This is a genomic window from Microbulbifer rhizosphaerae (genome assembly GCF_014191725.1).
GTDB classification, from domain to species: Bacteria; Pseudomonadota; Gammaproteobacteria; order Pseudomonadales; family Cellvibrionaceae; genus Microbulbifer; species Microbulbifer rhizosphaerae.
In genome coordinates this window covers 26,532-51,354 of record NZ_JACHWZ010000024.1, presented here as the reverse complement: position 1 = coordinate 51,354, position 24,823 = coordinate 26,532, and the positions used below count along the sequence as shown (strand labels likewise).

The following is a 24,823-nucleotide window of genomic DNA, read 5'->3' as shown; positions in this document are numbered from 1 at the left end:
CAATGGCGGAAGGATTTCCCAGGCTGCTTGGCAATTTCCAGTTTCGTATATCGCTGCTCAAGGCCGCGGAGATCGAGGCCGGCAGTACAACAGGGCCGAATGATTCGCTGGCTCCACCCGGTGAGGGAACCTCCGACGAGAACCTACTCGGCGATGGCGGGTTTCAGGAGTGTTCCGGCCTGGAAGTTTCCATGGATGTCCAGGAATACCTGGAGGGAGGGCGTAACGACGGCGTAATCCAAAGGGTGGGGCGCGCCAAATACACCAATATCGTCCTCAAGCGCGGCATGTTCTACGGAGAGGAAAACCGGGTACAGCGGGAACTCTGGCAGTGGATACAGAAGGTGGTTTCCGGGAAACGCCCGGTGCCCCGCTACGACGGAATAATCGAGGTACTCGACCCGAGGGGAGAGCCGGACGGGGAAACCCTGGCTACATGGGTTTTCGAGCGCGGCCTGCCGGCGAAAATCGCCGGCCCGCAACTGAATGCGAAGAGCGGCGATATCGCCATTGAGGAATTGCATATCGCCCACCAGGGTCTGCGCCTTTTGGAAAGTTGAATGTGTGGGGGCCTGCTAACGGGCGAGGGAATCAGGGGGGACTATGGGTGAACTGATAAAAGCAAAATTGCAGGAAGTCAGAGCTGATGAACACCAGACTCCCGAAGGTGAGGCTGTGCCTGTGCAATTCAATCCGGAGTCACTCAAGCTACGCCTGCAGAACCAGACCGACGGCGGGCGCTCCCGCGGCCGTCAGCGGCGCCAGCACAACGGCTCCAGCTCCACCAGCCTGTCTATGGACCTGGTGTTCGACACCGCCGACGAGGGCACTGACGAAGCACCGGTTTCCGTGCGCACGAGAACCGCCATCGTCGAGAAATATGTGCTGCCCAAGGAAAACACCTCCGACGCGCCACCGCTGCTGCAATTCCAGTGGGACCAGTTGATTATCACCGGTGTCGTGGAAAGTGTGGATATCGAATTTGACCATTTTGCCGCAAACGGTGCCCCGCTGCGCGCAAAGGTCTCTCTCAGTATCAAAGAGCAGGACCCGAAATATACCTATGTAAACCCCGACGAGAGGAACTCCTCGGGTTCAGAGCCCGCGGGCACCGGTGACAACAGTGCAGCAGCGCCAGGCAGCGGTACCAATGAAGACAATAACAGCGGTGACGCCAACGAGCGTACAGATACCGCCCTCGACGGTGAAACCGCGCCGGAGTTTCTTGCCCGGCAGGGGCTGGACCCTTCCGCCTGGCGCGGTCTCAGTGTCGATCTCAGTGCGGGGCTGAGCCTGGAGGCGGGAATAGAAGTGGGTTTTAGTGCAAGCCTGAGTGCCGGCCTTGGGGTGGGCGTTTCCGTCGGGGTGCTGGCGAAGGCGGGCGTCTCCCTGGAGGCTTCCCTGGGCATCGGCGCCAGCGCGGTATTTTCCGCAGGAGCCGGCGTCTCGGTCGGCACCACCGGCGGAGAAGCCGCGGGCAAATCCACCGGCAAGAAAATTGATGGCGACAGCGCCGGACTTGCCATCTCCGCCGCCGGCGGAATCCAGTCCGCAGTTGAAACGCTGAAAATCCGCGAGACCGCAAGTGCCGCCGGAGCCGCGCAAAGCGCTTTTGGTTTCGCGATTTCCCCTACCGCCGACATCCAGTTGGTGCAAATGGGGCCGGCGATATCCCGCACACCACTTTCCCGCACTAGGTCATCGGCAGTACCGGCGGGGGGCGCTGTGCAGTTGCCCTGGTCCCCGAAGGCCGATCCGCGCAGCACCAGCTACGGCTACGGTGTACCTCTGCGCGCCCTGTACCCCACCGCGCTGTCGCAGGAGGAGATCACAGTGTGCGGCCCGAGCGGCCGGGCTGGCGGCGGTGATGCCGGTCCGCAATTCCGCAAACAGAAAACCACTCCGCCCTGGGAAGCTCTGCCAAAAAGGGAAAGTGCGCGCTCCCTGGCGGACGGGGCAGAGTCGGACCGCCGCCGCGGTGTCTGCGGCCAGCTGCACAAACCCTGCGGTTGCCATTGAGGAGAAAGTACTGTGCCGACCTATATCGAACACGTGGTAACGGAAATAGTGCCGCAGGGCGGGAGCCCGACCAGCGGTGGTGACGAGAGCGGAGACAAGCGGTGGCGCGAGGCCGAGCAGCTGCAATCGGTACTCAAGCGCATGGAACGTCAGGAGCGGCGTCTGAGTGCAGGGGCTTTCGATGACTAGTGCAACGTTTATCGCCTCCCGCCCGGTTTTTACCGTCGACGGCGAAGACGTGGGTGAGCTTACACGGGACCTGTTGCACCTGCATTGTGAGGAGTCGGTCGATGGCCTGAAAACCCTGCGCGGACGCTTCGTGGCGGTGGGCCCGCAGTCCGGAGAGCAACAGCAGAAACTACTGTATATGGATGGTCGCATTCTCGACTTTGGCAAGGAAATCAAAGTGGCTATAGGTCCATTGGAGGGGCAGCGCACGATTTTCGAAGGATTTATCAGTGCCCTGGAACTCAATTATGAAGAAGGGGAAGAGCCGGAAATCTGCCTCTACGCTGAGGACAAACTAATGGACCTGCGTATGACCCGGCGAATGAAAACCTACGAAGAGATGAATGACGAGGATATCGCCAGTGCCATTGCCGAAGAACACGGGCTGACTCCGGAAGTGGACGCTCCCGGTCCGACTTACGATCGAATCCAGCAGCTCAATATGAGTGACTTGGCTTTCCTGCGCGAGCGTGCGCGCCTGTTGCAGGCAGACGTGTGGACCGACGGCAGCAGCCTGTTTTTCAAGACCCGGGACAGGCGCGACGGCCTGGCCATGACCCTGGTGCGCGGCAACGACATTATCGCGGCCACTGCCTGTGCCGATCTCGCCCACCAGCGCACCAGTGTGCGCATCAGCGGCTACGACGCCAACAACCGCGAAGTGATTGACGAAGAGGCGGGCGAGGATGCGGTACGCGGCGAGATTACCAGCGGCCGCAGCGGGGTGGAGATCCTGAACAGCGCCTTCGGTGAGCGGGTGTCCCACCGGGTGCGGGAAGTGCCGCTGGAATCCGCCGAGGCGGCGGATTGGGTGCGCGCGGAAATACTGCGCCGGGCGCGGGGTTTCGTGCAGGTCAGCGGCGTCACCAGCGGTCACCCGGATTTGATTGTGGGCGGTCAATTGACCCTCGAACGCATGGGTCCGGTATTCAGCGGCGATGGCTACTACGTCACCCAGGTGGCGCACACTTACGACCTGAGCAGCGGCCACCGTACGCAGTTCAGGGCAGAGAGAGCGGCAGTGGGGAATTACGCATGATCAACGATTTCACCCGGGATGGCGGCGAGCAAGCCTACTACGGTGTCTACCCGGCCATCGTCACCGATATTGTCGACCCGGACGGTTTGGGCCGCATCGAGGTGAAATTCCCCTGGCTGGGCAGCGATGGTGACCGGGATGTGCGCGCCTGGGCAACCCTGTTGTCTCCCTATGCAGACAACGAACAGGGCATCCAGACCCTGCCGGAAAAGGACACCCAGGTGGTGGTGGCCTTCGAGGCGGGCAACCTGCGCCGCCCCTATATTGTCGGCGCCTGCTGGAATGGCCGCGAAGCGCTGCCCCAGGCGGCGGAGGAGGCCAATAATATCCGCGTGTGGAAAACCCGCTCCAACAGCGTGCTGGAATTCGACGATACCGAGGGCGCGGCAAAGATCACCCTGCAGATGGAAAGCGGGCACAAGCTGGTGCTCGACGACAGCGCCAGAACCGTCACCCTGAGTCATTCCAGTGGCCACGTGATCACCTTTACCGCCGCCGGCGTGGTGGAGATCAAAGGCAACCTGAGCGTGGACATCCAGGCGCCGATGCTCAACGTCAAGGCGCCGGTGGCCAATTTCGACGGCATTATCAATTGCACCACCCTGACCGCCAAGGCCGTGGTCACCTCTCCAACCTATACGCCCGGCGTGGGGAATTTGCTATGAAGGGCAGACATCCCTGGGTACTGGTGGGCCCCTGGTATCGCAGCGAATCCGTCGGCGGTCCGCCGGCCAATCGCAGCACTGCGCCAATATTGCAGAAGTACGGCGACGCGGGTTTCATGGATAAATTCACCCGTGAACCACAGCACTCACTGCGTTTTGCCTGTGAGGATTTTGTCGACCGCCTGTGTGTCGATCCCAACAAGATCATTACCCCGGAACTGCGCGAACAGCTGGATGACAGCCTGAAGCTCTTCCAGCACGCACACAACCGTTTCTACCTGGTGGTGTGCGAATTACATTGCGTCGCGCCGGGCTTTCCCAGTGCGCGACGGGAACAGGTATGCGAAACCGGCTTTGTGGTGCGGCGCAAGGTGCCGATGGTGGGAAAGGCTCTGCAGCCGGAACTCCTCGCCAAACAGCACCGCCTTCGGCGGGTCAAGCAGCGGCTGGTAAAACTCGAAGGCAAGCACGGGAAAAAATCTGCGGTATTTTCCCAGGCGTTTGCGGAGATCGGGAACAAGCGAGTGGCGTCCCTCAAGGGAGAACTGCAGGAAAGTATCGACGACCTGCAGACGTTTATCATCGCCCACCATATCACCGCCCAGCGACAGGGCTGGGTTCCCAGTGAGAATGACGAAGCCATCGGCAACTGGCAGCCGGTGGAAAGCAAACCGCAAACAATTACCGAAAAAGCTTATCCGCTGTATCCGCTGCAACCAGACCCACAGGACGATACCCACTCCGCCCAGGGCAAGACCCTCTGGTTCGGCCTGGTGCCCACCGCCGGCAGCGATATCGACAGCCTGGGCAATCCACAGTTCGACGAGAGCGATCTTTATGAGATCCAGTGCTTCGTGCGCCGTAAAAAGGACTGCTGCGAGGAGCGTGGGCGCAACTGTTGCCACGGGGAAATCGTCTGGAGCCAGGCCACGCAGAATTACCGGCTGGCCGCGTTTTTCGACATCGACGGTACAAGCCACAAGCCGATCAATATCAAGATGCCCGACCTGTTGGCACTGAAAGACCAGGCCAATCTTGGCCCGCCGGGGCGGGGCGCCGGGGTCAAGACCATCGCGCCGACGAATTCATCGTTGAATTTCGGCACGGACGGCATGGACATGCCCAGCGTCAACGAAAACATGCTCACACGCCCGGGGCAGCAGATCTGTTTCTTCGCCATATTGCTGTTCTTTATCGTCGCGCTGTTTCTGTTCCGCCTGTTTCTGCCCATCATCATGTTCCTGTTCCAGCTCTGGTTTTTGCTCAAACTCAAGCTGTGTATCCCCCCGTCCATCGACCTGGATGTGGGCATCGCCGCGGACCTGGAGGTGCACGGCCCGGACATTGAGGCGGCGATCGATCTGGATGCCGGTGTGCTCGCGGAGATAGGCGGCGGCTTTAATAGCAAAGCGGAATTGCAAACCGCCCTGGCCAAGGGCTTGGGCGAGGAGTTGAGTTCCGCCGGCGGTAGCGAAGGCCCACCCAACGCCTTCGCCGGAAAGCTGGAAAACAAACTGAAAAACAGCATCACTCTTAACGAACTGGCGGACTTGTATATCTCCATGAGCCGGGATTTTTCCGAGGACCCCAACCCCGAGTCGCCCACAGGGCAGTTGCCGTTGCCGGAGGACGGCCTGGTCTATTTCGACAAGGTGGCCATGCCATGACTAAAGCGATTGGACTGAAACAGTTTCTCGGCAGCGGCTGGAATTTTCCTGTACTGCCGTCCACCGCCGACCGCGGCCTCGTGCTGGCCAGCGGCCCGGACAAGGTCCGCCAGTCCATCTGGCTGATCCTGGAGACCGAACCCGGCGAGCGCATTATGCGCCCGCAGTTCGGCTGCGGCCTGCGCCGCTACCTGATGAAGCCCAACAATTCGGCCACCCGCGCATTGATCCAGAACGATGTGATGCGCGCGCTCTCCCTGTGGGAGCCGAGAATCAAATTGCAACAGGTGGATGTGGAGCCCGGCGGCGATCCGTCCATGGTGCTGATACGAATCCACTATATCCACACCCGGGATGGCAGTGCGGACAATCTGGTTTTTCCCTTTTACCTGCAAGGAAAAGCCAGTGCTTGACCAGAAGAAAAATGATGGGCACCTCGCTGCGCCCCTGTGGCCATCCTACGGCAATTTTGTAGGAGCCTGCTTGCAGGCGAATGACCGGAGCGTTTGGCCAGTACATATCCAAGCAACCATCCGTGGAGCTATGGCCGGCCCGGCCTTCCATGGCCGGTCGCAAAACTGCGCAGCGAGCAGTGCTCGCTATTCGCGCAGTTTTGCCCTGCAAGCAGGCTCCTACAGGGCGATGGCTGATCGTAGGATGGGCAAAGCGCAGCGTGCCCATCAAAGACCACCCAAAGATGGGGTCTCAGTGGAAACTGGAGAAAATAACGAATGCGCTTAAACCGCCCGGTACTGGACGACCGCAGTTACGAACAGCTCCGCAACGAGCTGGTCGCCCGTATTCCCGTGTACGCGCCGGAGTGGACGGACCACAACGCCAGCGATCCGGGCATCACCCTGCTGGAGCTGTTTTCGTTTCTCGGCGAAAACCTGCTCTACCGCTTCAACCAGATTCCCGAAGCCACCAAGCTGGAATTCCTGCGCCTGCTGCAGATTCCCCTGCGCCCCGCCAGTTCCGCCCGGGCCATGTTGTCCTTTATCACCAAGGAGAGCGCGGGAGTCAGGATCGAAAAGGGCTCCGTGGCCAGAGCGGGGGACATCAAATTCGAGACCCTGAATGAAGTGCGGGTGCTGCCGGTAACGGCCTTCGCGGTGGGAAAAATCGCCGAGGAGCTGCCGGAAGCGGGTTCGGAGGAGGAGCAGTTTTTCGAACAGGCCTACCGCACTCGCGGCCTGGAATCCGCGGACAGCACTGCCCCCTACCGCACAAAAATTCTCTGGGAGGAGGAAGCCGGAGTCGCGGTCAATTTCGACGACGCGGTGGACGGCATGCTGTGGGTGCCGGTATTGGTGGAAAAGGCGGAAGCTGTGGACAGCGTGCGCAGTGCCCTGGCCGAACACCCGGATGCGCCGCTGCTGCTGAACCTGGGATTCGTGCCGGATATCCGCATCGACCGCGAGCAGGATATTCACAGCCCGGAATTCGCCCAGCGTTTCCGCTGCCCCGGCGCCGATGCCAGTAGCGACGGCCCGGCAGTGGAATGGCAGATATGGTCCGGCCTGTCCGAAGACAACGAGGCCAGATACCGCGCATTGCGGGTGGAGGGCGATACCACCCTCGGCCTCACCCAGGAGGGGGTGGTCCGGCTGCGGCTGCCCGGCGATTTCGATGAGATCGGTATTTTTGCCGTGGACGATCCCGACGCGGTGGGGACCGGTGACCTGCCGCCGCCACTGGACGACGAGTACGGCGAGCGGGTGGTGTGTTGGCTGCGCGCCTTCCGCCACGACGGCAGCCGCTTCGGTTCGCTCATCTACCTGGGCGCCAACGCGGCGCAGGTGGAACAGACCCTGAGCGCGCGGGCGGAATTCCTCGGCACCGGTAACGGCCAGGCCAACCAGACCTACAACCTGGTCAATTCCCAGGTGGTGCCTGGCAGTGTTGTGCTGGAAGTGGAGGAGGCCAGCGGCTGGCGCGCCTGGCGGGCGGTGGACAATTTCTTCGCCAGCGGCGAGGGCGACCGCCACTTCGTGGTGGACGCCGCGGCGGGCACGGTGAAATTTGGCAACGGCCTGCAGGGTTTCGCCCCGCAGATCGGCCAGCGCATCCGCGTGACCGGCTATCGCTATGGCGGAGGTAGCGCGGGCAATGTGGCCGCCGATGCGATCGCCAAGCTGAGCCCCAGTCGCCCGGTAAAAGTCTCCAACCCGCTGCCCGCCTATGGCGGCGCCGAGGCGGAAACCGTGGCCCAGGCCCTGGACCGGATTCCCGGCGAACTGCGCCGCCGGGACCGCGCGGTGACCGCGGGAGATTTCCGCGAGCTGGCGCTGGCGGCGCCCGGCGCCAACATCGCGCGGGCGGAGTGCCTGCCCCGCTACCACCCCAGTCTGCCGGACCGGGAGTCCGCGGGGGTGGTGAGCGTGGTGGTCTGGCCCGGCAGCGATGCCGACAATCCCAACGCCCCCATGCCGGACAAAAACCAGCTGCGCAGTGTGTGCCGATTCCTCGACGCCCGGCGCCTGGTGACCACCGAGCTCTATGTGCTGCCCCCCAGCTATCGTCCGGTCGCGGTGGCGGTGGGCGTGGTGGTCAAACCCGGCTACGGCGTGGACGCCGTGCGCCACTGGGTGGAGCTGGTGATTCGCCAGTTCCTCGCGCCCCTGCCGCCCTACGGCCCCAGCGGTCAGGGCTGGCCCCTGGGCCGCCGGGTGCACGGCCCGGAACTGGAAGCCGCGGCGCACCAGGTGGAGGGGGTGGAATACCTCGAAGACCTGCAACTGGTAGGCTGGGATGCCGCCGGCAACCTGTTGCGCAACACCGTGGTACTGGCAAAAAGCGAAGTGCCGGAATTGATCGGCATCACCGTGGAATCCGGGCCCATTACCGTGGACCCGGGTAGCGCCATAGAACCGCCCCAAGCCGGTCCGCCGCCGGTGCCTGTACCTGTACTGCTGGAGGAGTGCTGACGTGGCTGCGCTCTCGCCTTTCTCCACTCTACACAGCCTCGACCAGTGGCGGCGGGCGGCGCACGAGAATACGGCGCTGGAGGCCAGCGGGGATGAGTTCGGCGTTGTGCAGCTGGCCTGGCTGCCGGAGGATCGTTTCGACCTGGATTCCGAAGAGACAATTGTCGCGGAACCGGCGGGCATGGTCTTCGACCCCTGGTGCCGCCTCTATCGGGCGCGCCCGGAACTTGGGCAGGTGGAAAAAATCCTCTGGGCCGCAGAGGGTACAGCTGCGCAGCCACGGCCGTTGTTCGAAGACTTGCCGGAATCCCTCGGAGACTTCGCCCCGGTGGAAGGGGAAATCGGCCCGCTTGGCGAACCTGTGGATCTGGCGGTGGACCGTCGTGGCCGCCTGTTTATCGCCGAGCGCAGCGCCCGCCGTCTGACAGTGTTCGACCTGGTAGAGAACAAACTGCTGCACCGGGTGAATTTAACCCGGGCGCCGGTGGCGCTCGCCGGAGACGGCGAGCGGGTATGGGTATTGCTGAGAGGCGGGGAGGGCGCCGCCCTGGCGGTGCTGGACGCGCGCGGCCAGCCCCGTGCCATCGAGTTGCCGCCCTCGGTAACGGACCCCACCGCTCTGGCCGTCGGCGAGGAGATCTACCTGCTGGATCGGGGCGGCAGTGAAGATGCGCGAATCGTGCCGCTGGCCGCCCCCGCGGATGCCTTCGACGTGCCCTGGGCCTCGGCTCTGGTCCGCCTGGCAACCCCTCTCGGCAGCGGCGATATCCTGGTGGTGGCCCGCCGTCCCGGCGAGGATTTTTTACGCTTCAATATCGAGGCCGGCGCCCAGTCGGAAATGCCCCACTTGAAGGCGCGCCACTACGATGGCCGCGGCCTGGTGGTGACTCCGGAAGGCGATGTGGCTTACTGGTCCCCAAGCGGATTGCGGCGCGCCACCCTGGCGCGGGTGCGCTACGAAAACCGCGGGCTGGTCACCAGCTTCCAACTGGACAGCGGCGATTTCCAGACCCAGTGGGGGCGGCTGTTTATCGACGCCTGCCTGCCCCGCGGCACCCGCGTCACCGCCCGCTGCCTGGTGCTGGACGAAATCCCGGAAACCGTCGAACCCCTGGAGCGCACCCCGCCGGACAATGTGATCGGCATGACCATCCCGCGCCCGGACCTGTCGCCCCCCATGCCACCGGAGCTGTTGCTGGACAATTTACCGGGTGTGCAGAATTTCTACCGCCGCCCCGCCGGCAACGAACTGCCCTGGGCCGGCTGTGACGACGAGGATTCCTTCCAGACCTACGAGGCCCCGATTATCGCCCCGCCCGGGCGCTATTTATGGGTGCAACTGGAACTCAGCGGCAGCGCGCGCAAAACCCCCAGAATCAGGCGCCTGCGCGCCGAGTACCCCAGCCACGACCTGCTGCGCCGCCTGCCGCAGGTGTACTCGCGGGAATGGGCGGAGGCGGATTTCCTGCGCCGCTACCTGGCGATGCCCGAGGGATTGCTGCGGGACTTGGACCTGAAGGCCAGCTACCGCCAACTGCTGCTGGACCCCCACGCCACCCCATCGGAATTGCTGCCCTGGCTGGCGAGTTTTATGGGACTGGTGCTGGACCACCGCTGGCCCGAGGCGGCCAAGCGGGAGCTGGTGGCCAACTGCACCTGGCTGTTCCGCTATCGCGGCACGGTGATGGGCCTGCGGCGCTTTGTGGAAATCTACCTGGGCACCGGCGTCACCATTATTGAACACTTCAAGATGCGCGGCCTCGGTGGGGTGCTGCTCGACCGCGATGCACTCGCCTCCAACTCGGTGGTGGGCGCCGGCTTCCGTATTGGCGGAAAGCTGGGTGTCGACGAGCTGGAATCCGTCAACGAAGTGTCGATAGAGGACGCCATAGAGCTGCACGCCCACCGCTTCAGCCTGATTGTCGCCGTCCCCCTGGAGGGGGAAAAAATGGACGTGGTGCGCCATCTGCTGGAAACCCACCGCCCGGCGCACACCCTCTACGATATCTGCACCCTGGAAAGTGGTATGCGCGTGGGCCGCGGTCTCTATGCGGGGCTGACTTCCATTGTCGGCAGCGCGTCGGGCTTCGGCCAGTTGCAGCTGGGCGCCTCTTTGCTGGGGCGCAACGACACCTTCGGGCGTGCCGGGCCGGGCACCAGTGTCGGCGGCAGTCGCCTGGGCCGCGATTCGCAGGTGGGCTGAAATCATGGAAACCACCATCAAACAGTTGTCGCGCCGCTACCACCTGCAACCGGATCAACGGGATTTGCAGCGGGAGCTGGACGACACCGTGGCGCAGGCTTTTGACGAAGGTCTGGACGTCGCCCTGGCGCAGCTTGGCATCGACAGCCGGGAAGAGATCTGCCTGCGCCTGGTGCAGGTGCCCCTGGCTTTTGACCCGGATCAATCCCGACAGCGCAACGCCGAACTCTGGAGCCGGCACATCGCCGAGGCGATAGGTGCGGCGCTGGCCGGCCGCAACGGCGACGCCGGCAATATCGTCCGCTATCCGTCCCGTCTGCACGGCCTGCTCGACTTCGCCCTGGAGGTGAGCGCCGGCCGCACCGGTCGGGCCTGGGCCTGGAACCAGTTGGGTTGGTGCAGCCTGCCGGACAATCCCGCGCCGGCGGAGGCGCGGCGGCAGTTGGCAAACGCCCTGTGCCGGGAGCCGGCGCTGCTGCTGCCGCTGTTTGTACGCCTTGCGGAGGCCGGCAGGCTGTTTCCGCTGCTGCGCGAACTGCCGCAGGCGGACTGCCGCGCGCTGTTGCAGGGAATTTTTACCGTCGCCGGCGTGGAGCCGCGCTGGCTGAACAGCGAAGCGCCTGAAGTTCCCGCGACGGAAAGGGGTATTGTTGACGGGGAGATTCCAGCACCGGTTGCCCTCCGCAATTCCGTTATTGCCCGCCACCTGTCGGAGAGCCCCCGCGCATTGCCCCATCACAGCGCTATACCCCGGCGCCAATGGCTGCTGTTGGGCCTGATTGAGCTGGAGCCCGCCTTGTTTTCCCGCACCCCCGGAGCCATCGCCGCACAGCTGGCAGCGGCGGAGGTGCAGTGGCGACGGCTGACTGCAGAGGGCATCGGCGAGGTTCGGCGTGCGCCGCGCTTGCAAAAAACGCACGATGAATATCTGGAGGAAGTGCGCGGGAAAAACATTCCCTCCGCGGAACAACAGGAAAGTACTTTCTCCAATGCCGTCAATTTACACAGTGGCCTCGGCGAAATCGGGGATTTCCATTCTGATAAAGCGGCCCGGGAGCGAAGCGCCACTGAGCACCGAAAAATCATTGCACCGGAAGAGGAGGGTAGTGAAATAACCGCGCTGCGGGAGATCGACGTAGCAGAAGAGGCCATCGTCGATCCCCGGCTTGAACCGGCGACACTCCACAGCGAATGGGCCGGTCTCTTCTACCTGCTGCCGCTGCTCGACAGAATCCCGACGGAGGAGGGCATTGCCTTTGCGCTGGCTGGCAGCGACGAGTTTTCCCGGCGCTCCCTGGCCTGGGTTTTCTTCCACTTTTTCCGCCGCGCCTTTGAATATGCGGATTGTGAAGACTTTCCCGGCGAGGACCCGTCGCTGCGCCTGCTGTGCAATCTCTCCGTAGAAGAGGAAACCCCGGATTTCGAAGACCCTGAAGATGGCGAACTCGAAGTTCTGGATATCCAGGTACAGCGACTGTTCTCCGCCCTGGAAGCGTCGCTGCCGCAACCGGAACTATCCCCGGGTGGACGGTGGCGCTGGCTCTGCCAGCGGGGAGCCAGGTTGCAACTGGACCCCACCTGGGCGGAAGTGGTTTTCCCGCTGCAGGGGCTGGATACCGAAGTGCGGCGCGCGGGGCTGGACCTGGACCCGGGTTATGTCCGCTGGCTCGGCAAAGTGGTGAAAATACGCTATGAATAATCCACTTGCCAATTCGTCATCCAGTACCCAGCCGGATACTGGAACCCCGGAAAAACTTCCCATGCTGAAACGGGAACTGGCGATTATGGCGGGCCGCTTCGCCCGGTTATTGCGCCGGCGTTTTGCCGATGACGTTTCCCCCGTTTCCGTATCCCTGAATTTTCTCGAATACCGCTATCGTGAAGCCTGCGGCGATACTCCACTGAGCGACTGGCAGGGCGACTGCCGCGAGCGCATCGCCACCGATCCGCAGAGTCCATTGAACCTGCTGGTGCAGCGCCTGCACCTGGAATTACTGCAGGTGGAAATGCTGCTGGTGGCGGGGCTGGCGGAGGAGCACGAGGGCTATGCGGATATTTTTCGCAGCCTGCACCCCGGTGGCCTGCCGCGGCCGACCCTGGGCCTGGTGGCACAACTGCTGTGCCCGCAGGGCCAACAGCGCGCACGGCTGTGGGAATTGATTGAATCCACCGCGGGCAATCGCTTCCCGTTGTTTACCGGCGATGCCGGGCAACCTTTCTTTACCCGCAGCCTGGGCCTGCAGGAGGGAATCTGGCCGCACCTGCTGGGCATCGAGGTGTGGCCGGAAAAACTGTCGATTTTTTTCCCCGAGTCGGTCGGCGCGGGCCTCGCCGCCTGGCTGGCGGAAGCGGAGGTGCGCCGCGCCGGGCAGCAACTGCGCGGGGGCCGGCCAATCACCCTGCTGGTGAGCGGCGAGGTGGTCGAGTCCGCCGTCAACCGCGCCGCGGTACTCTGCGAACATCTGGGGTTGCGTTGTTGTGCCGTGCGCGTCGATGCAGAGTTGCAGGGGGAGAACCTGCGGCTGTTGCAGGCGCATTGCCTGATGCGCGGCCTGGTGCCATTGCTGGTGCTACCCGCTGGCAGTGGGGATATCCCCGCACTGGATTTCTGCGACTACCCGGCGCCGCTGATTGTCTGCGCTGACGGCGACAGCAATACCACTGCGATGATGGGGCGGCGCCCGTTACAGTGCCTGGCAATAAAAACCCCGGGGGTATCCAGCCTGCGCGCCATGTGGCGGCAGCTGCTGCCGGAAATGGCGGAGCAGGCAGAGCATCTGGCCGCGCGCTACCCCTTCGAGCCGGCGCAGGCGAAGCTGGTGTGTGCCGATCTGCGCAGCGGCGGCAAGCTGCGCGCGGAATCTGCTATGGCAGAGTTGGCGGCGGCGGTGCGCGCCCGCTCCGCCGGTTCCCTTGCCGCGGGCATCCAGTTGATTCACGCCGACGCGGACTGGTCGCAACTGGTGCTGCCCGAAGAGCAGCTCCGCCAGCTACAGGACGCCGCCAGCCGCCTGTTCCTTCAGTCCCGGGTACTGGACGATTGGCAGTTCCTGCGCGGCCGCCGCGGCGCCCGCGGTGTGCGCATGTTGTTTTCCGGCCCGCCGGGTACCGGCAAGACACTGTCCGCCGAAGTGATGGCCGGGGCCATGGGAGTGGATCTGCTGCAGGTGGATCTGTCCCGGGTGGTTTCCAAGTGGATCGGCGAGACGGAAAAAAATCTCGCCCAGGTTTTTGCCACTGCGGAAAACTCTCGCGCAGTGCTGTTTTTCGATGAGGCGGACGTTCTGTTTGGCAAGCGCACCGAAGTTTCCGACGCTCACGACCGCTACGCCAACCTGGAGACCGCCTACCTGCTGTCGCGCCTGGAGTGCTACGACGGCCTGGCGATACTGGCCACCAACTACCGGCAGAACATAGATACCGCTTTCAGCCGCAGGCTGGAATTTATTATCGAATTCGAGGAACCCGGTTACCGAGAGCGCCTGCGCTTGTGGCAGTGCCATATTCCCGAAGGGGCGCCGTTGGCGGAGGACGTGAATTTTTCCGAATTGGCCTCGCAGTTTCCCATCGTCGGCGGCCATATCCGCAACGCCGCAGTCTCCGCCGCCTTTTTCGCCGCACGGGAAGAGAGTCCGATCACCCGACAGAATTTTTTTGATGCCATCCGGCGCGAGTACGAAAAATCCGGCAAGGCCTATCGGGAAATATCCAGGCGCTGATGCCATAAAAATCAAGGAGATTGAAAATGACCGCCGCATTTACAACTTACGCCACCGAAAAGCGTGACAGGTATCAGGCGCTCAAGGCCGAGGCCCAGGCCGCTTTCGCCACCGCCAACGAGGCGTTCGAAATCGCCAGTGAGGAATACCAGGATCTGGTGAACCAGTCGGCCGCGTTGGAGCGCGATATCGCAGGGTTGCGCAAACAGCTTTCCGGCAGCAGCCATATGCCGGCGGATATCACCGAATTGAGTGAGGAGCTGCGCAGCCTGCTGATAGAGCGCAGCCATCTGACCGCAGCGCTGTCGATAACCGGCGAGGACCGGAACAGTGCAAAAGTGGCCGCAGAACTGCATCGCACGCGGCTGACGGAACTGGACAGTGCCCTGAAGCAGGCGGAATCCGAGCTTGCCAGCGCGCAGGCGATGGAGGATCGTCACGATGCCTGGACCGACGCGGGGCTGGAGAGCGAGATAGCCGCAGTGCGTGACGATGCGGCGGCGCTGCTCGCCGACACCTTTACCCCGGACCCCGGTGACGAAATCAACCCGGCGGAAATTCTCGCCGCCGCGAGGGCGAGGGTTGAGGAGGATATTCCGGAAATACTGCGCGATCGCGCCCGCGACCGGGCCGCCCAGGCCGTCGCGCGCCAGACCGCCCACAACGACCTGCGCGACGCCGTAGCTGCCAGCGCCCTGGCACAGGGTGCCGCAGCGGGTGGAAGCAGCGGGCTGGTGGTACAGCGGCAGATGGAATTCAAAGCGGCGGAAGCCGACTTGAAAAGCTATGCCCTGAACAGCCTGGACGATTATCAACGGGCCATCGAATTGCTGCAGTCGGTGGTGAACAGCGAGGAACTCACCGACGCGGCGGCGCAGAGTATCGACGATGCCGCGCTCGCCGCGGGTGATCCCGCCATTACCACCGAGGAAGCGCTGCACGATGCCCGTGCGGCGGTGGAAGCCAAGGAAGTGGAGTTGGAACTGGCCACCGTCAACGCACTGATCAGCGATATCGACGCCGACCCGGAAGACGACGCGGATGTGCAGGCGCGCAGGTCCGAACTGGAATCCCTGGAGGAGGATCTCGAAGCCGCGGAGACGGCGCACACGGAGGAGCTGGCCACTGCCATGGATATCTGGGAGGCCGCGGTACCGTCCGCCATCTGGAACAACCTGCGGGCCTTCGATCGCGCACTGGAACTACTCACCGATCTGAGTAGCAGCGACGCTGGCCCCCTGATAATTGCCCTCACCGATACAGAAAGCGCCCTGATCGATGCACTGGCACAGGACGACGACAACCGTCGGCTGGCGGGCTACCTGGAATTTTCCACCGCGCTGACCCAGGCGGAGAGCGACTACCTGGCGCGTACCGGCAGCTCCATAGCAAGCAGTGCCATGCGAGGGGATTTTTAGAATAAATGTCGTCATTCCGGTGCAGGCCGGAATCCATAGCCGCCGGGTGGTCATGGACTCCGATGTGAGCTTCGCCGCTCTGGCGAGTCGCCGGAGTGATGAAGGGGAAATGTTTAATCAATGGATTTTCGGAACCCAACCGAAAATACAGGAGAATCACAGTGTCCAATACAGCGTTGAGTGAAAACGGCAAAACCACTGCCCTGGGGGAAATGCTGCCGATAGATCCATTCCGCTCCCTGTACGTGCACTTCGGCATGCTGCTGGGGGTGGAGGACTTCCGTACCCTGGACGCCTACCACCGCGGCAAAATGTGGTTTCACAGCAGTTGGCTGCACCGCCAGGGCACCATCTGGGGGCTGGGTGTGGCGCTGGACGGCGAGCGTAGCGAAGTGCGGGTGGAACCGGGAGCGGCGCTGGACGAACTGGGGCGCGAACTATTGCTGCACCGCGCCGCCTGCCTCAGCCTCGGCTCCTGGTACCAGGAGCACAAGGATGATCCGGAACTGGTGGAAATCGTCGAGGTGGACGAGGACACCGGCGCGGTAACTTTCTCCGCCCATGTGGTGATCCAGTTCAGGGCCTGCCTGGAGCGCCAGGTGCCGGCGATGACCGAACCCTGCGACGGCAGCAGCTCGACCACTGCCTACTCGCGGGTGGCGGAAACCGTGGAGCTGCATCTGCTGCCGGGCCCCGCGCCCGAATGGCGCTCCAAGCCCGGCCAATTGCCCTTTCATCGACTGCGCCTACTGTTCGGCCTGGAGGAGGCACTGGTCGATGAGGAGGATGCGGTGATCGACAGCGACCAGGAAGTGCTCGACGCGCGTGCGGAAATCGACGCATTGCCCCCGGAGCAGCGCCCCGCCGCCCGTTTGCAGTGGCTGCGCCATTTCGCCGCGCTGGACGAAATGGAACAGTCGCCAGCTCTGGTGGACGAGGGCGAGCGCCTGTCCCTGTTCCCCGCCGCTGACCCGAATCCCATTCCCCTGGCAAATCTCTCGGATATCACCCTGCTGCCGGCGGGGGACGGCTGGGAGTTGGACCCGGAAACCGTGACTCCGAACCGCGTGGACAACGGTATCCGCCCCGTACATATTCCTACCACTACCATCCAGGAACTGCTCTGCGGCCCCGCCACAACGGGAGCCATGGCAGCGGTAGCGCCCGCCGAACCGGGGCCGGCAGTGGCCGATGCCGGCGGGCCGCGGGTGGAGCCGGACTCGGTGGAAGTGGACGGCGAATTTATCCGCTTTACCGTGCAGGGCGGCCCGCTGATGAAGGCCAGCGTGGACAGCCGTGCGCTGAGCGTCTCCGCCTTCGACAACCGCGACGGCTGGATCACCGCGGAAATCAAAAAAGTCACATACGAAGAATCCGATGGGCGGATTGAAATCGAATTGCGCGACGCCCCCGGCGGCAACCTGGTGCGGCTGATCGTCCGCGGCACCGGGCCCCAGCCGATGATGGGCCGCAACCGTATTCCCCTGGCGGGTGCCGTGGGCGGCGCGGCAGCGGACAAAATGAACGGAAACGATTTTGTTTCCATGGTGAGAATCAGGAGCTAACTCATGGCAGAGAAAACGATCACCGGCACCGGCGCCAGCCTGGTCAAAATCGGCTCCAGCAGCGGTCACACCATTATCGACAAGAGCGGCCTGCTGCGCCGGCTTCACTATTTCGATGGCAAATTCCTGCGCGCACCGGATCTCCTGTTGGAGCAACAGGCCCTACTCAACCAGGTGCGCATCGCCAACCGCGCCGGTGGCGCCGGGGTGGTGCACGGCTACGACTGCCTGCTGTCGGGCGGGGAGCTGTCCATCGGTACCGGAATGGCCATCGACAACGCCGGCCGCGCACTGATGCTGCACGAGGATATCCGCGTGGGGATCGCCGAACTGATCGAAAAATCCCGCGCGGCGCTTGCCGTTGAACAGCGGGTTGCCGTGGTGGAAAAAGCGGATACCGGCGGCTTCGACGACTGCGTACTGCATACCGAAGAGCCCCCCCTGGGCGTGGCGGAGAGCAGCGACCTCTATTTGATTACCCTGCACCACGCAGAGGCCTACTGTGGCGAGGAGGATGTTTACGGCAAACTCTGTTCCGAGGCTTGTACCACCAGCACCGAGCGCTCCTACATTATCGAGGGAATTGAAGTGCGCGCCACGCCGCTGGAACTGACGGTGCCGCTGAAGCAATCCCAGGCGGTCGCCCTGGGCGAAGCGCATCTGCGCTCGCGAGTGGCCTCCGCTTATTTCGAACAGGAGCGCCGACAGGTCGCCGCGCAGATCTCCGCCAGCGGACTCACGTCCTCCCTCTGGTGCCTGGGTGCGGCGGCCGCGACGGGCAATGGTGTGCCTATTGCGGTGCTCGGGCGCCGGGGTGGAACAACCCTGTTCCTGGATGCCTGGACCGCCCGCCGCGAGCGCATGGAAGTGCCGCCGCGCCACTATTGGGCCTACCGCATGATGATGCGGCCGTGGAAGGTTTTCCTCGCCCAGATATTGCAGTTCCAGTGCCAGTTGCGCGCCTGCCTGACCGCCACGGACCCGGAGGCGCCCTGTAAGAAACTGGTGGATTTCGATCCCTGCGCCGACACCCGCAAAGTGGCCGGCAAAGCGGCGGAGGGTATGCGGTTGTTGCTGGACCGCATGGGCGCGGTGGCCGGACGCCTGGCGGAATTTGACGAAAGTGTTTTGGCCGCAGCGGATTTCGATTTTGCCAAGGACCTATCGCAGCTGGAACGCAACTATCAAAAATTGGTAGACGTATCGCGTATCGCAGTACCGGACCGGCTGATGATCAACTGCGGTATTGTCGAAGTGCCCAGCGCCGGCTACCTGCCGGTCAATGCCAACAGTACTGTGAGTGTCAACGAACAGGTGACACGGATGTTCGGTCCCGGCGTGGACCTGCGCTTTTGTGTCGTGCGCCCGGACTTTGTGGCCCACGCCCTGGAGGAGGCGCAGCATATGGAGCGAATCTGCCTGTTGCAGGGGCTGGAGGACGCCGCAAAAAAACCACGGGTGGATGTGCTGGTGCCCAACGGGGAAATCCAGCAACTGGAAGTTGAGAGCCGCGGCACTGGTTACCGGGCGAATATCCAGTTGCGTGGCGAACTGTTTGCCCTGGGATGGCCGCGCAAGGTGCTGAGTCGACTCAGTGCCCTGCGCGGCAATGAGACTGTCGAGGCCGCGGAGTTTTCCAGTGTTATCTCCTACGCGGCCACTGTGTCCAGGCAACTGCCGGAGGTGTCCGGCGCGGCCCGGGGCGAACGGCTGACGAGCGGCGGCTTCAGTTTCTACTGCGCCGCGCAGAGCGGCCGCCAGGCGGCGCTGCAGACAGCCACCCTGGCGGCGGCCAGGCGCGCGGCCGATTCGGTGCTGAATTTGCTGGGGGAGGGCGACACCGCAGAGCGCTTGAGCAGTGGGCTCAGGATTAATACCAATATCGATGCGCTCGCGGGGTCCACGCTGGTGCCGGGCACGGCACTCTGGTTAGACTTGAAGACCGAGCGCAACCCTTTCGAACTCGCCACCGGTGAATCCACCGATGTGCGGGGAAAATGCACGGTGGTGGTCTCGCGCACCATCAACAATGTAAACCAGCTGACTGTCGAAGAGCGTCGTATCAGCGGCCAGTTGCATATCACCCAGGGCGCGGCGCAGAAAACCGATACCAAACTGGTGGGCCGCCTGATTGCCGACGGCACCTGGCAGCAGGTCACCCTGGCCGATGGTGAGCGCAGCGAGCGTTCAGAACCGGTAGAGCTGGATGAAAAGGTGATTATCAGCCGGGCCGCCCTCGCCGGTCTGCCGCCCAGTATTTCCATCGCCATTGTAAATCCGTCCTTTTTTGCTGGCCTGGACAATGTGCAACTCCTGTTCGAACGCAGCTGGGTATCCGTCACTGAATCGCGGGCCCGCGTACTGTTGCGCTATCAAAGCAAATATACCAGTTCCGGAGCCGAGAAATTTGTCGCGGGGATAGCTACGAACCTGGCCGCGGCAGAGGGCTCGGAAGAGTTTGTATTTGCCGAGGCTTCGTTGGTCGAGGACAGCGCGGTACTCAAGCCGGGCAATGAATTCCACAGCGCCTCCCTCAATGCGCTGAGCGCCATTGGCAAGGCCACCGACAACAATGGCTTTGCCGACCGCGCCGGCAAGCTGCTATTCCCGCCGCCACAGAAACTGCCAGAGGAACTGCGGATTCTCGCCCGGGAATCCTGGGTACTTTTCCACCGCCGCAGGGAGAAGACCTGTGAGCAGATCACGGTGCCCGAGGTTTTGGTCAGGGAGCGCCAGTACCGGATCTACCATATCCACCTACCCGTGGAGATCGACGTGGATAAGCTCGCCGAGGAGCTGGCTGCTGATGCCGACGGCGTAATCGCCGGCTTCAAGCCCAAGGCTGTTACCACCGTCGCCTTCGCCCCCGGCCTGGCCGCGGTGGAGACCTCCCACGGAGATGTGCGCAGCGACTGGCAGGCGGCTGTACAGGTGGATGCGGATACGCATATAGGCGTGATCGCCAGTGAAGGCGAGGTGATCGACGACGGCGAGGCGCTGGCCGACGCCCGCCTGCAGCGGCTGACAGATCTGCTGGCTCCGGTAAGCGAGCCGGCGGACGACCTGGAACTGCTCAGCATCAATCGCGTGCCCGCGTCGCTGGCCGCCGGCGAAGTGGATGGCGTGATTGTCTATTTCACCAAGGCGGTGGCCACCGAGTGCCATATGGTGTACCGACTGCTAACCAGTAATCCAGACGAGATGGGAAAAAAATGGGAGGAATATAAGAGTGAGGACACTAGTGTATCGCTGACGCACTTTATCCGGCAAGAAGGTGGCGAAGTGCTTTCGAGTAGTCCGCGCTTTGAAAGCGGCAGCGAAACCTTCTATGGCACAGGTACAGCCGCAGAACTGGACGCAAGCTGGGACCTGCTCGGCGATGGCCCTGTTAGCCGGGTAATCACTATGGGAGTGGAAGATACTGAAGAACAGGAGCAGATTACCAGCAAGCAGGCTCTCAGGATTGCCAGAGTGCTGGATAATTCTGTCGATGAGAGCCGTGTAAGTTATGAGGTTGCGCCTTCCAGGCTGTTCCGCGCTTGTCCCAAGGCCACAATACTGATAGCTGAAACCCAGTGCCATGATGTCTATTTCATCACGTCTCAAACAGATAATCCGTCGGCAATACTGATGCGTCTGCAGGAGCTGGCAAAAAATGGGAAGATCACGGCTGAGATGCTCCAAAACGGTGATGGGGAAAACGCCTTCTCCCATCTGCAACCGTTGGACTTCTATCTGGATAGCGACCAATTGGAAAAAGTTTCTGTAGAGCAGTTTCGGCAAAAATGGCTGTCAGCACTAGGTGGAGGTTCGCCTTCCGGTTTCACTGGCTACTATCTGACCCTGACTGACAAAGGTCACATGGAGGAGGAGCTGGTAAAGCAGCAGGCAGAAAAAATCAACAACCTGATGGAGGTTGAACGTGGGATGTTGCTGACTGCGGTTAATGGGTCCGATCTCGGCGATGAGGTGGTTGAGTTTCCGGTACAGTGCCCGGCGCTAACTGTCGTGCTGTTTCCCATCAAACCGCTCCGGTTAGCTGAAGCCATCGAATCCGTCGCGCTGGTACGTGGAAGCGAGACCGGCGATAGCACAGAACCGGTTCTCTCCATGGAACTGGCAAATATCGTTCGCTTCGACAGCAACAACGAGCTGATACGTGACGAGCTATTCGCCGCGGCAATAGAGCGCTTAGACAGCAGCGATACGAAAATCAAAACCCTGGAACAGATAAGCATGGACGGTACCGCCGGCGAGAAGGATGAGGCCCGAGCGAAAGCGCTGCTCAAGGTGCTCAAAGAAGAGGGCCTGGCGAACCGGAATGCCAAAGTTGTAGTGCGCGAGGCGAATGCCAAAGAGAAGGTCGAGATAGTGCGTAGTAGTTTTGTGCTCGACCGGGGCATAGTGCTCAAGTAGCGCCGGGAATCGACAGGCAGTAGCCATGGGTAATCTGCGGGCCAAGTCTGGAGAAGCGACAACTGCAAACAATAAGCAACCCGAGAGTCGCGGACACCAGGAGCAGAATACGAATGTGGAATTTCGGTTCAATCCACTCTGGCGGGGCATGGTCATCGGCAATTGGCGAGGGGCTAGCGGGGAGACAGATTCCCCGATATCACAGGCAAAGCTGGTACAGAGAATGTGTGCCGAGTGTTCAAAGGAGGGTGAGCAGACTGCGGTAGTACAGCGACGGCAAGACAGCAATGGGCGAAGAGCCAATACCCAAGTCATACAAGGTATCGCCAGAGAGGGGCTGTCTGAAGCCAACCAACCGCTGCCCCACCAAGGGCGAATTCAGGAAGCCTTCGGTCACCACGACATTTCCGGTGTGCGCACCACTATTGGCGCCGCGGCCAGTAGAGCTAGCGAACGTATGGGTGCGCTGGCCTACACTTCGGGCGACCGCATAGCCTTCCGGCAACCTCCGGACTTGCGCCTCGCCGCCCACGAAGCCGCGCACACGGTGCAGCAGCGTTCAGGACTTAAGCTCCCGGATAATGTGGGTCGCCCCAACGATCGCTGGGAGCTCCATGCCGACCGGGTGGCAGATGCGGTGGTGGCGGGCGAGTCCGCGGAACCGTTACTGAACGAAGTCGCGCCGGGGGCCGGCCACACTGCACCAGCAAGAGGGGATGGAATTTCCCGGGCGGTTCAGGGCAAGACTTCTGCAAGCCGGTCCCCACAGAGAAGTACCCTAATCCAATTTAACGGACAGGCGCTTGACCCAGGGAACCCCTATGCATGGTCGTTTATAGGCCCCCACCATAGGCGTACAGGATATTTCCGAGAGGCCTACCTGGCAACCCTTTCGGAGGCTGCTGGATCTTCGATGGAGGCGGAAAGGGAGATCAATGAGTCCGGAGAGCCTTCTACTGATGAAGAGAGAGAATTGTTTTCTGCAAGGATCAGGAAGCTGGTCAAGCTGAATGCCTTGGGAATGATGGCTTCACATCGGTCAACGGTAGGGGCACGACAAAATGAAATGATTCGAAGTCTGGAGGATAGAACCGAACCGGAAAATGAGTTTGACCGCGTGGTTCCGGGGAGAGCGGCTACAATTTCCAGGATACGGGAGACGGCGGCAAAAGTACATCAACTACAAGAGTTGAAGGAGGAGCTGGAAGGATATCGCAGGGATTTGTCTACAGTGCATGCCCGCTCTCTTATCAGCTCTTCTTCTGTCGGCAATATCAACGATATGTATAACACGATTGCCGATAGTGCTTCCTCTTATAACTCTGTTGAAATAAGAAATTATCTCCGTCGTACGGCAAGGTATGTGTTTGGCGCTCGAAGAAGTGGTGACGAGCTGCGTATGTTTGCCTGGGGTATATCCAGATATCTTAAAGATTGGCGTCAGCAGCAGATCAATGGCATTAAACTTTCTCTAAGCAAGCTATATGAAGCCTACCCATTTTTTAGCGAACTGGATGCAGAAGATTTTGAAGAAGGGGAGTATGACAATGATGAGACATTGGAAAGTGAAGTTCGCAATGCATATCAGGAAATTATTGAAGATATAGATGATGCAATAGTCGATATCGGTAGTGAGGATATCCATCCGTTTGATCTTCCGGAAGCGATAACAGCAACAAAAAATTCGCTTCCATCTGGCTTGCATACCGAATTTGATGAGGTTATTAGCGATCATGAAATGACCGAATTCTGGTGGACTCTGGGATTAACGTTCGCCCAGGTAGCATTGGTGTTTATTCCAGTAGTTGGCCCAGCATTGGCAGCCGGAGTTGGGCTACTGGACTTAGCCATGCAGACTGAAGAAGTACTTGATCAAATGACGATGAGCGATGCTGCAACAAACCCCGAAGCTGAGCTACTTGGAGTTGGCGGTCCGGGAACCCTGGATTGGGCTATGCTGGCGGTGACAGCGATCCTGACAGCGGCGGATCTGGGAATGGTTGCCAGAGAGTTTAGGGCTGCAAGAGGGGCCATGGCGCTGGATGCCCTCCGCCTTGGTGAAGGGCAGATGGATGAGATAACGTCGTTAATCGATGATCTGATGCTTGATCCAACAGATGTTGGTCGATTGGGCACTATCAATGACGAGACTCTGGGAATGTTTCAACGGCGCCCGGAGCTACTGAGCGCTCTGTCCGAAAATCCAGTAGCGGCGCGTCTATTGAAACACTGTGCTTCCCCCTGTTGGCCGGAAAACCTCGAAGAATGGGTCATTGATTATCTTGATGATCTTATGAGTGATCTCAATGCACGGGGGCTGGCATTAGAGGACATTGGTACTTCACCTGAAGCTCTTCGCGGGAGGTTGGCTGCGGTAGAGGATGATGCTGGATATACGCGGATATTTAATGAACTGGAAGATGGTCTGGATACCGCTGAGCACATAGCGGGAGAAACTCGTCGGGGAGGAGCCTTGTATGATGAATCCGGCCTCGGTTCCGCTGTTGATGAGGGATTGGATGAGACTATTGGTGCACGTATGGTAACTGTTGAAGGCGCGCACGACGTGGGTGTCAGTGCGGGCAGGAGCCATGCTGTAGAGGCACTGGGGTTGCAGGAAGCAAATTGGGTTAATCCATTTGAATTTCGGAGGAGCAGATTTGGGCAAGGGTTTGATGATGTTTTGCAAGATGCTTCGGGAAATCTATGGATTGTCGAATACAAAGGGGGAACAGCAGGACTGAGTTCTGGACAGATGAGCCCTGGCTGGGTCAGATCAAGAATCGCCAGATACAGAGCTCAGGGAGGGGAATTAGGAATGGAATGGGCCAGAAGACTGGAAGACGCACTGGATAGTGGACGTTTGCGTGGCATTGCATTGAGTACTCCCATAGAGGGAAGAACTGCCGGCCAAACAGTAGAACTCGGACGCTGGATTTACTAAAGATATACTGCAA

General features: G+C 61.4%; 15 protein-coding genes and 1 pseudogene. All 16 read left to right on the top strand.

Annotation, left to right across the window (positions count from 1 at the left end):
• The first annotated feature begins 2 nt into the window (after positions 1 to 2).
• Complete coding sequence (locus FHS09_RS19460) at positions 3 to 560, top strand: phage tail protein (RefSeq protein ID WP_183463031.1); 558 nt, start codon at positions 3 to 5, stop codon at positions 558 to 560.
• A 43-nt stretch (positions 561 to 603) separates the two neighbouring features.
• Positions 604 to 2,019, top strand: coding sequence for a CIS tube protein (locus FHS09_RS19455; protein WP_183463029.1), 1,416 nt, complete (start codon positions 604 to 606; stop codon positions 2,017 to 2,019).
• Between the two features lie 12 nt (positions 2,020 to 2,031).
• Positions 2,032 to 2,208, top strand: coding sequence for a hypothetical protein (locus FHS09_RS19450; protein ID WP_183463028.1), 177 nt, complete (start codon positions 2,032 to 2,034; stop codon positions 2,206 to 2,208).
• A complete protein-coding gene (locus FHS09_RS19445) occupies positions 2,201 to 3,286 on the top strand; it encodes a phage late control D family protein (RefSeq protein ID WP_183463026.1) in 1,086 nt (361 codons plus the stop codon). Before FHS09_RS19450 ends, FHS09_RS19445 begins: the two co-directional genes overlap by 8 nt.
• Positions 3,283 to 3,951, top strand: coding sequence for a phage baseplate assembly protein V (locus tag FHS09_RS19440; protein WP_183463025.1), 669 nt, complete (start codon positions 3,283 to 3,285; stop codon positions 3,949 to 3,951). Before FHS09_RS19445 ends, FHS09_RS19440 begins: the two co-directional genes overlap by 4 nt.
• Positions 3,948 to 5,618 carry a hypothetical protein gene (locus tag FHS09_RS19435; protein ID WP_183463023.1) on the top strand — a complete coding sequence of 557 codons (1,671 nt, stop codon included), beginning with the start codon at positions 3,948 to 3,950 and terminating at the stop codon, positions 5,616 to 5,618. The genes FHS09_RS19440 and FHS09_RS19435 overlap by 4 nt, the downstream gene beginning before the upstream one ends.
• The gene (locus tag FHS09_RS19430) at positions 5,615 to 6,031 is read left to right on the top strand and encodes a GPW/gp25 family protein (RefSeq protein ID WP_183463021.1); all 417 of its coding nucleotides are present in this window, start codon (positions 5,615 to 5,617) and stop codon (positions 6,029 to 6,031) included. The genes FHS09_RS19435 and FHS09_RS19430 overlap by 4 nt, the downstream gene beginning before the upstream one ends.
• A gap of 318 nt (positions 6,032 to 6,349) precedes the next feature.
• Positions 6,350 to 8,545, top strand: a complete 2,196-nt coding sequence (locus FHS09_RS19425; RefSeq protein ID WP_183463019.1) for a putative baseplate assembly protein — start codon at positions 6,350 to 6,352, stop codon at positions 8,543 to 8,545.
• Between the two features lies 1 nt (position 8,546).
• Positions 8,547 to 10,748, top strand: coding sequence for a phage tail protein I (locus tag FHS09_RS23300; RefSeq protein WP_183463017.1), 2,202 nt, complete (start codon positions 8,547 to 8,549; stop codon positions 10,746 to 10,748).
• Positions 10,749 to 10,752: 4 nt separating this feature from the next.
• Complete coding sequence (locus FHS09_RS19415) at positions 10,753 to 12,447, top strand: hypothetical protein (protein WP_183463016.1); 1,695 nt, start codon at positions 10,753 to 10,755, stop codon at positions 12,445 to 12,447.
• Entirely contained in the window at positions 12,440 to 14,467 is a 2,028-nt protein-coding gene (locus tag FHS09_RS19410) for an ATP-binding protein (RefSeq protein WP_183463015.1), read from the top strand. The genes FHS09_RS19415 and FHS09_RS19410 overlap by 8 nt, the downstream gene beginning before the upstream one ends.
• Before the next feature lie 26 nt (positions 14,468 to 14,493).
• A complete protein-coding gene (locus tag FHS09_RS19405) occupies positions 14,494 to 15,885 on the top strand; it encodes a coiled-coil domain-containing protein (RefSeq protein WP_183463014.1) in 1,392 nt (463 codons plus the stop codon).
• A gap of 161 nt (positions 15,886 to 16,046) precedes the next feature.
• Positions 16,047 to 17,450 (top strand): hypothetical protein, encoded by a 1,404-nt coding sequence (locus tag FHS09_RS19400; RefSeq protein ID WP_183463013.1) that lies wholly within the window; start codon positions 16,047 to 16,049, stop codon positions 17,448 to 17,450.
• A gap of 3 nt (positions 17,451 to 17,453) precedes the next feature.
• Entirely contained in the window at positions 17,454 to 21,866 is a 4,413-nt protein-coding gene (locus FHS09_RS19395) for a hypothetical protein (RefSeq protein WP_183463012.1), read from the top strand.
• Positions 21,867 to 21,891: 25 nt separating this feature from the next.
• A pseudogene (locus tag FHS09_RS23445) lies at positions 21,892 to 22,419 on the top strand (eCIS core domain-containing protein); the annotation flags it as partial.
• 360 nt (positions 22,420 to 22,779) lie between these two features.
• Complete coding sequence (locus FHS09_RS19390) at positions 22,780 to 24,810, top strand: hypothetical protein (protein ID WP_246395149.1); 2,031 nt, start codon at positions 22,780 to 22,782, stop codon at positions 24,808 to 24,810.
• Positions 24,811 to 24,823: the final 13 nt, after the last annotated feature.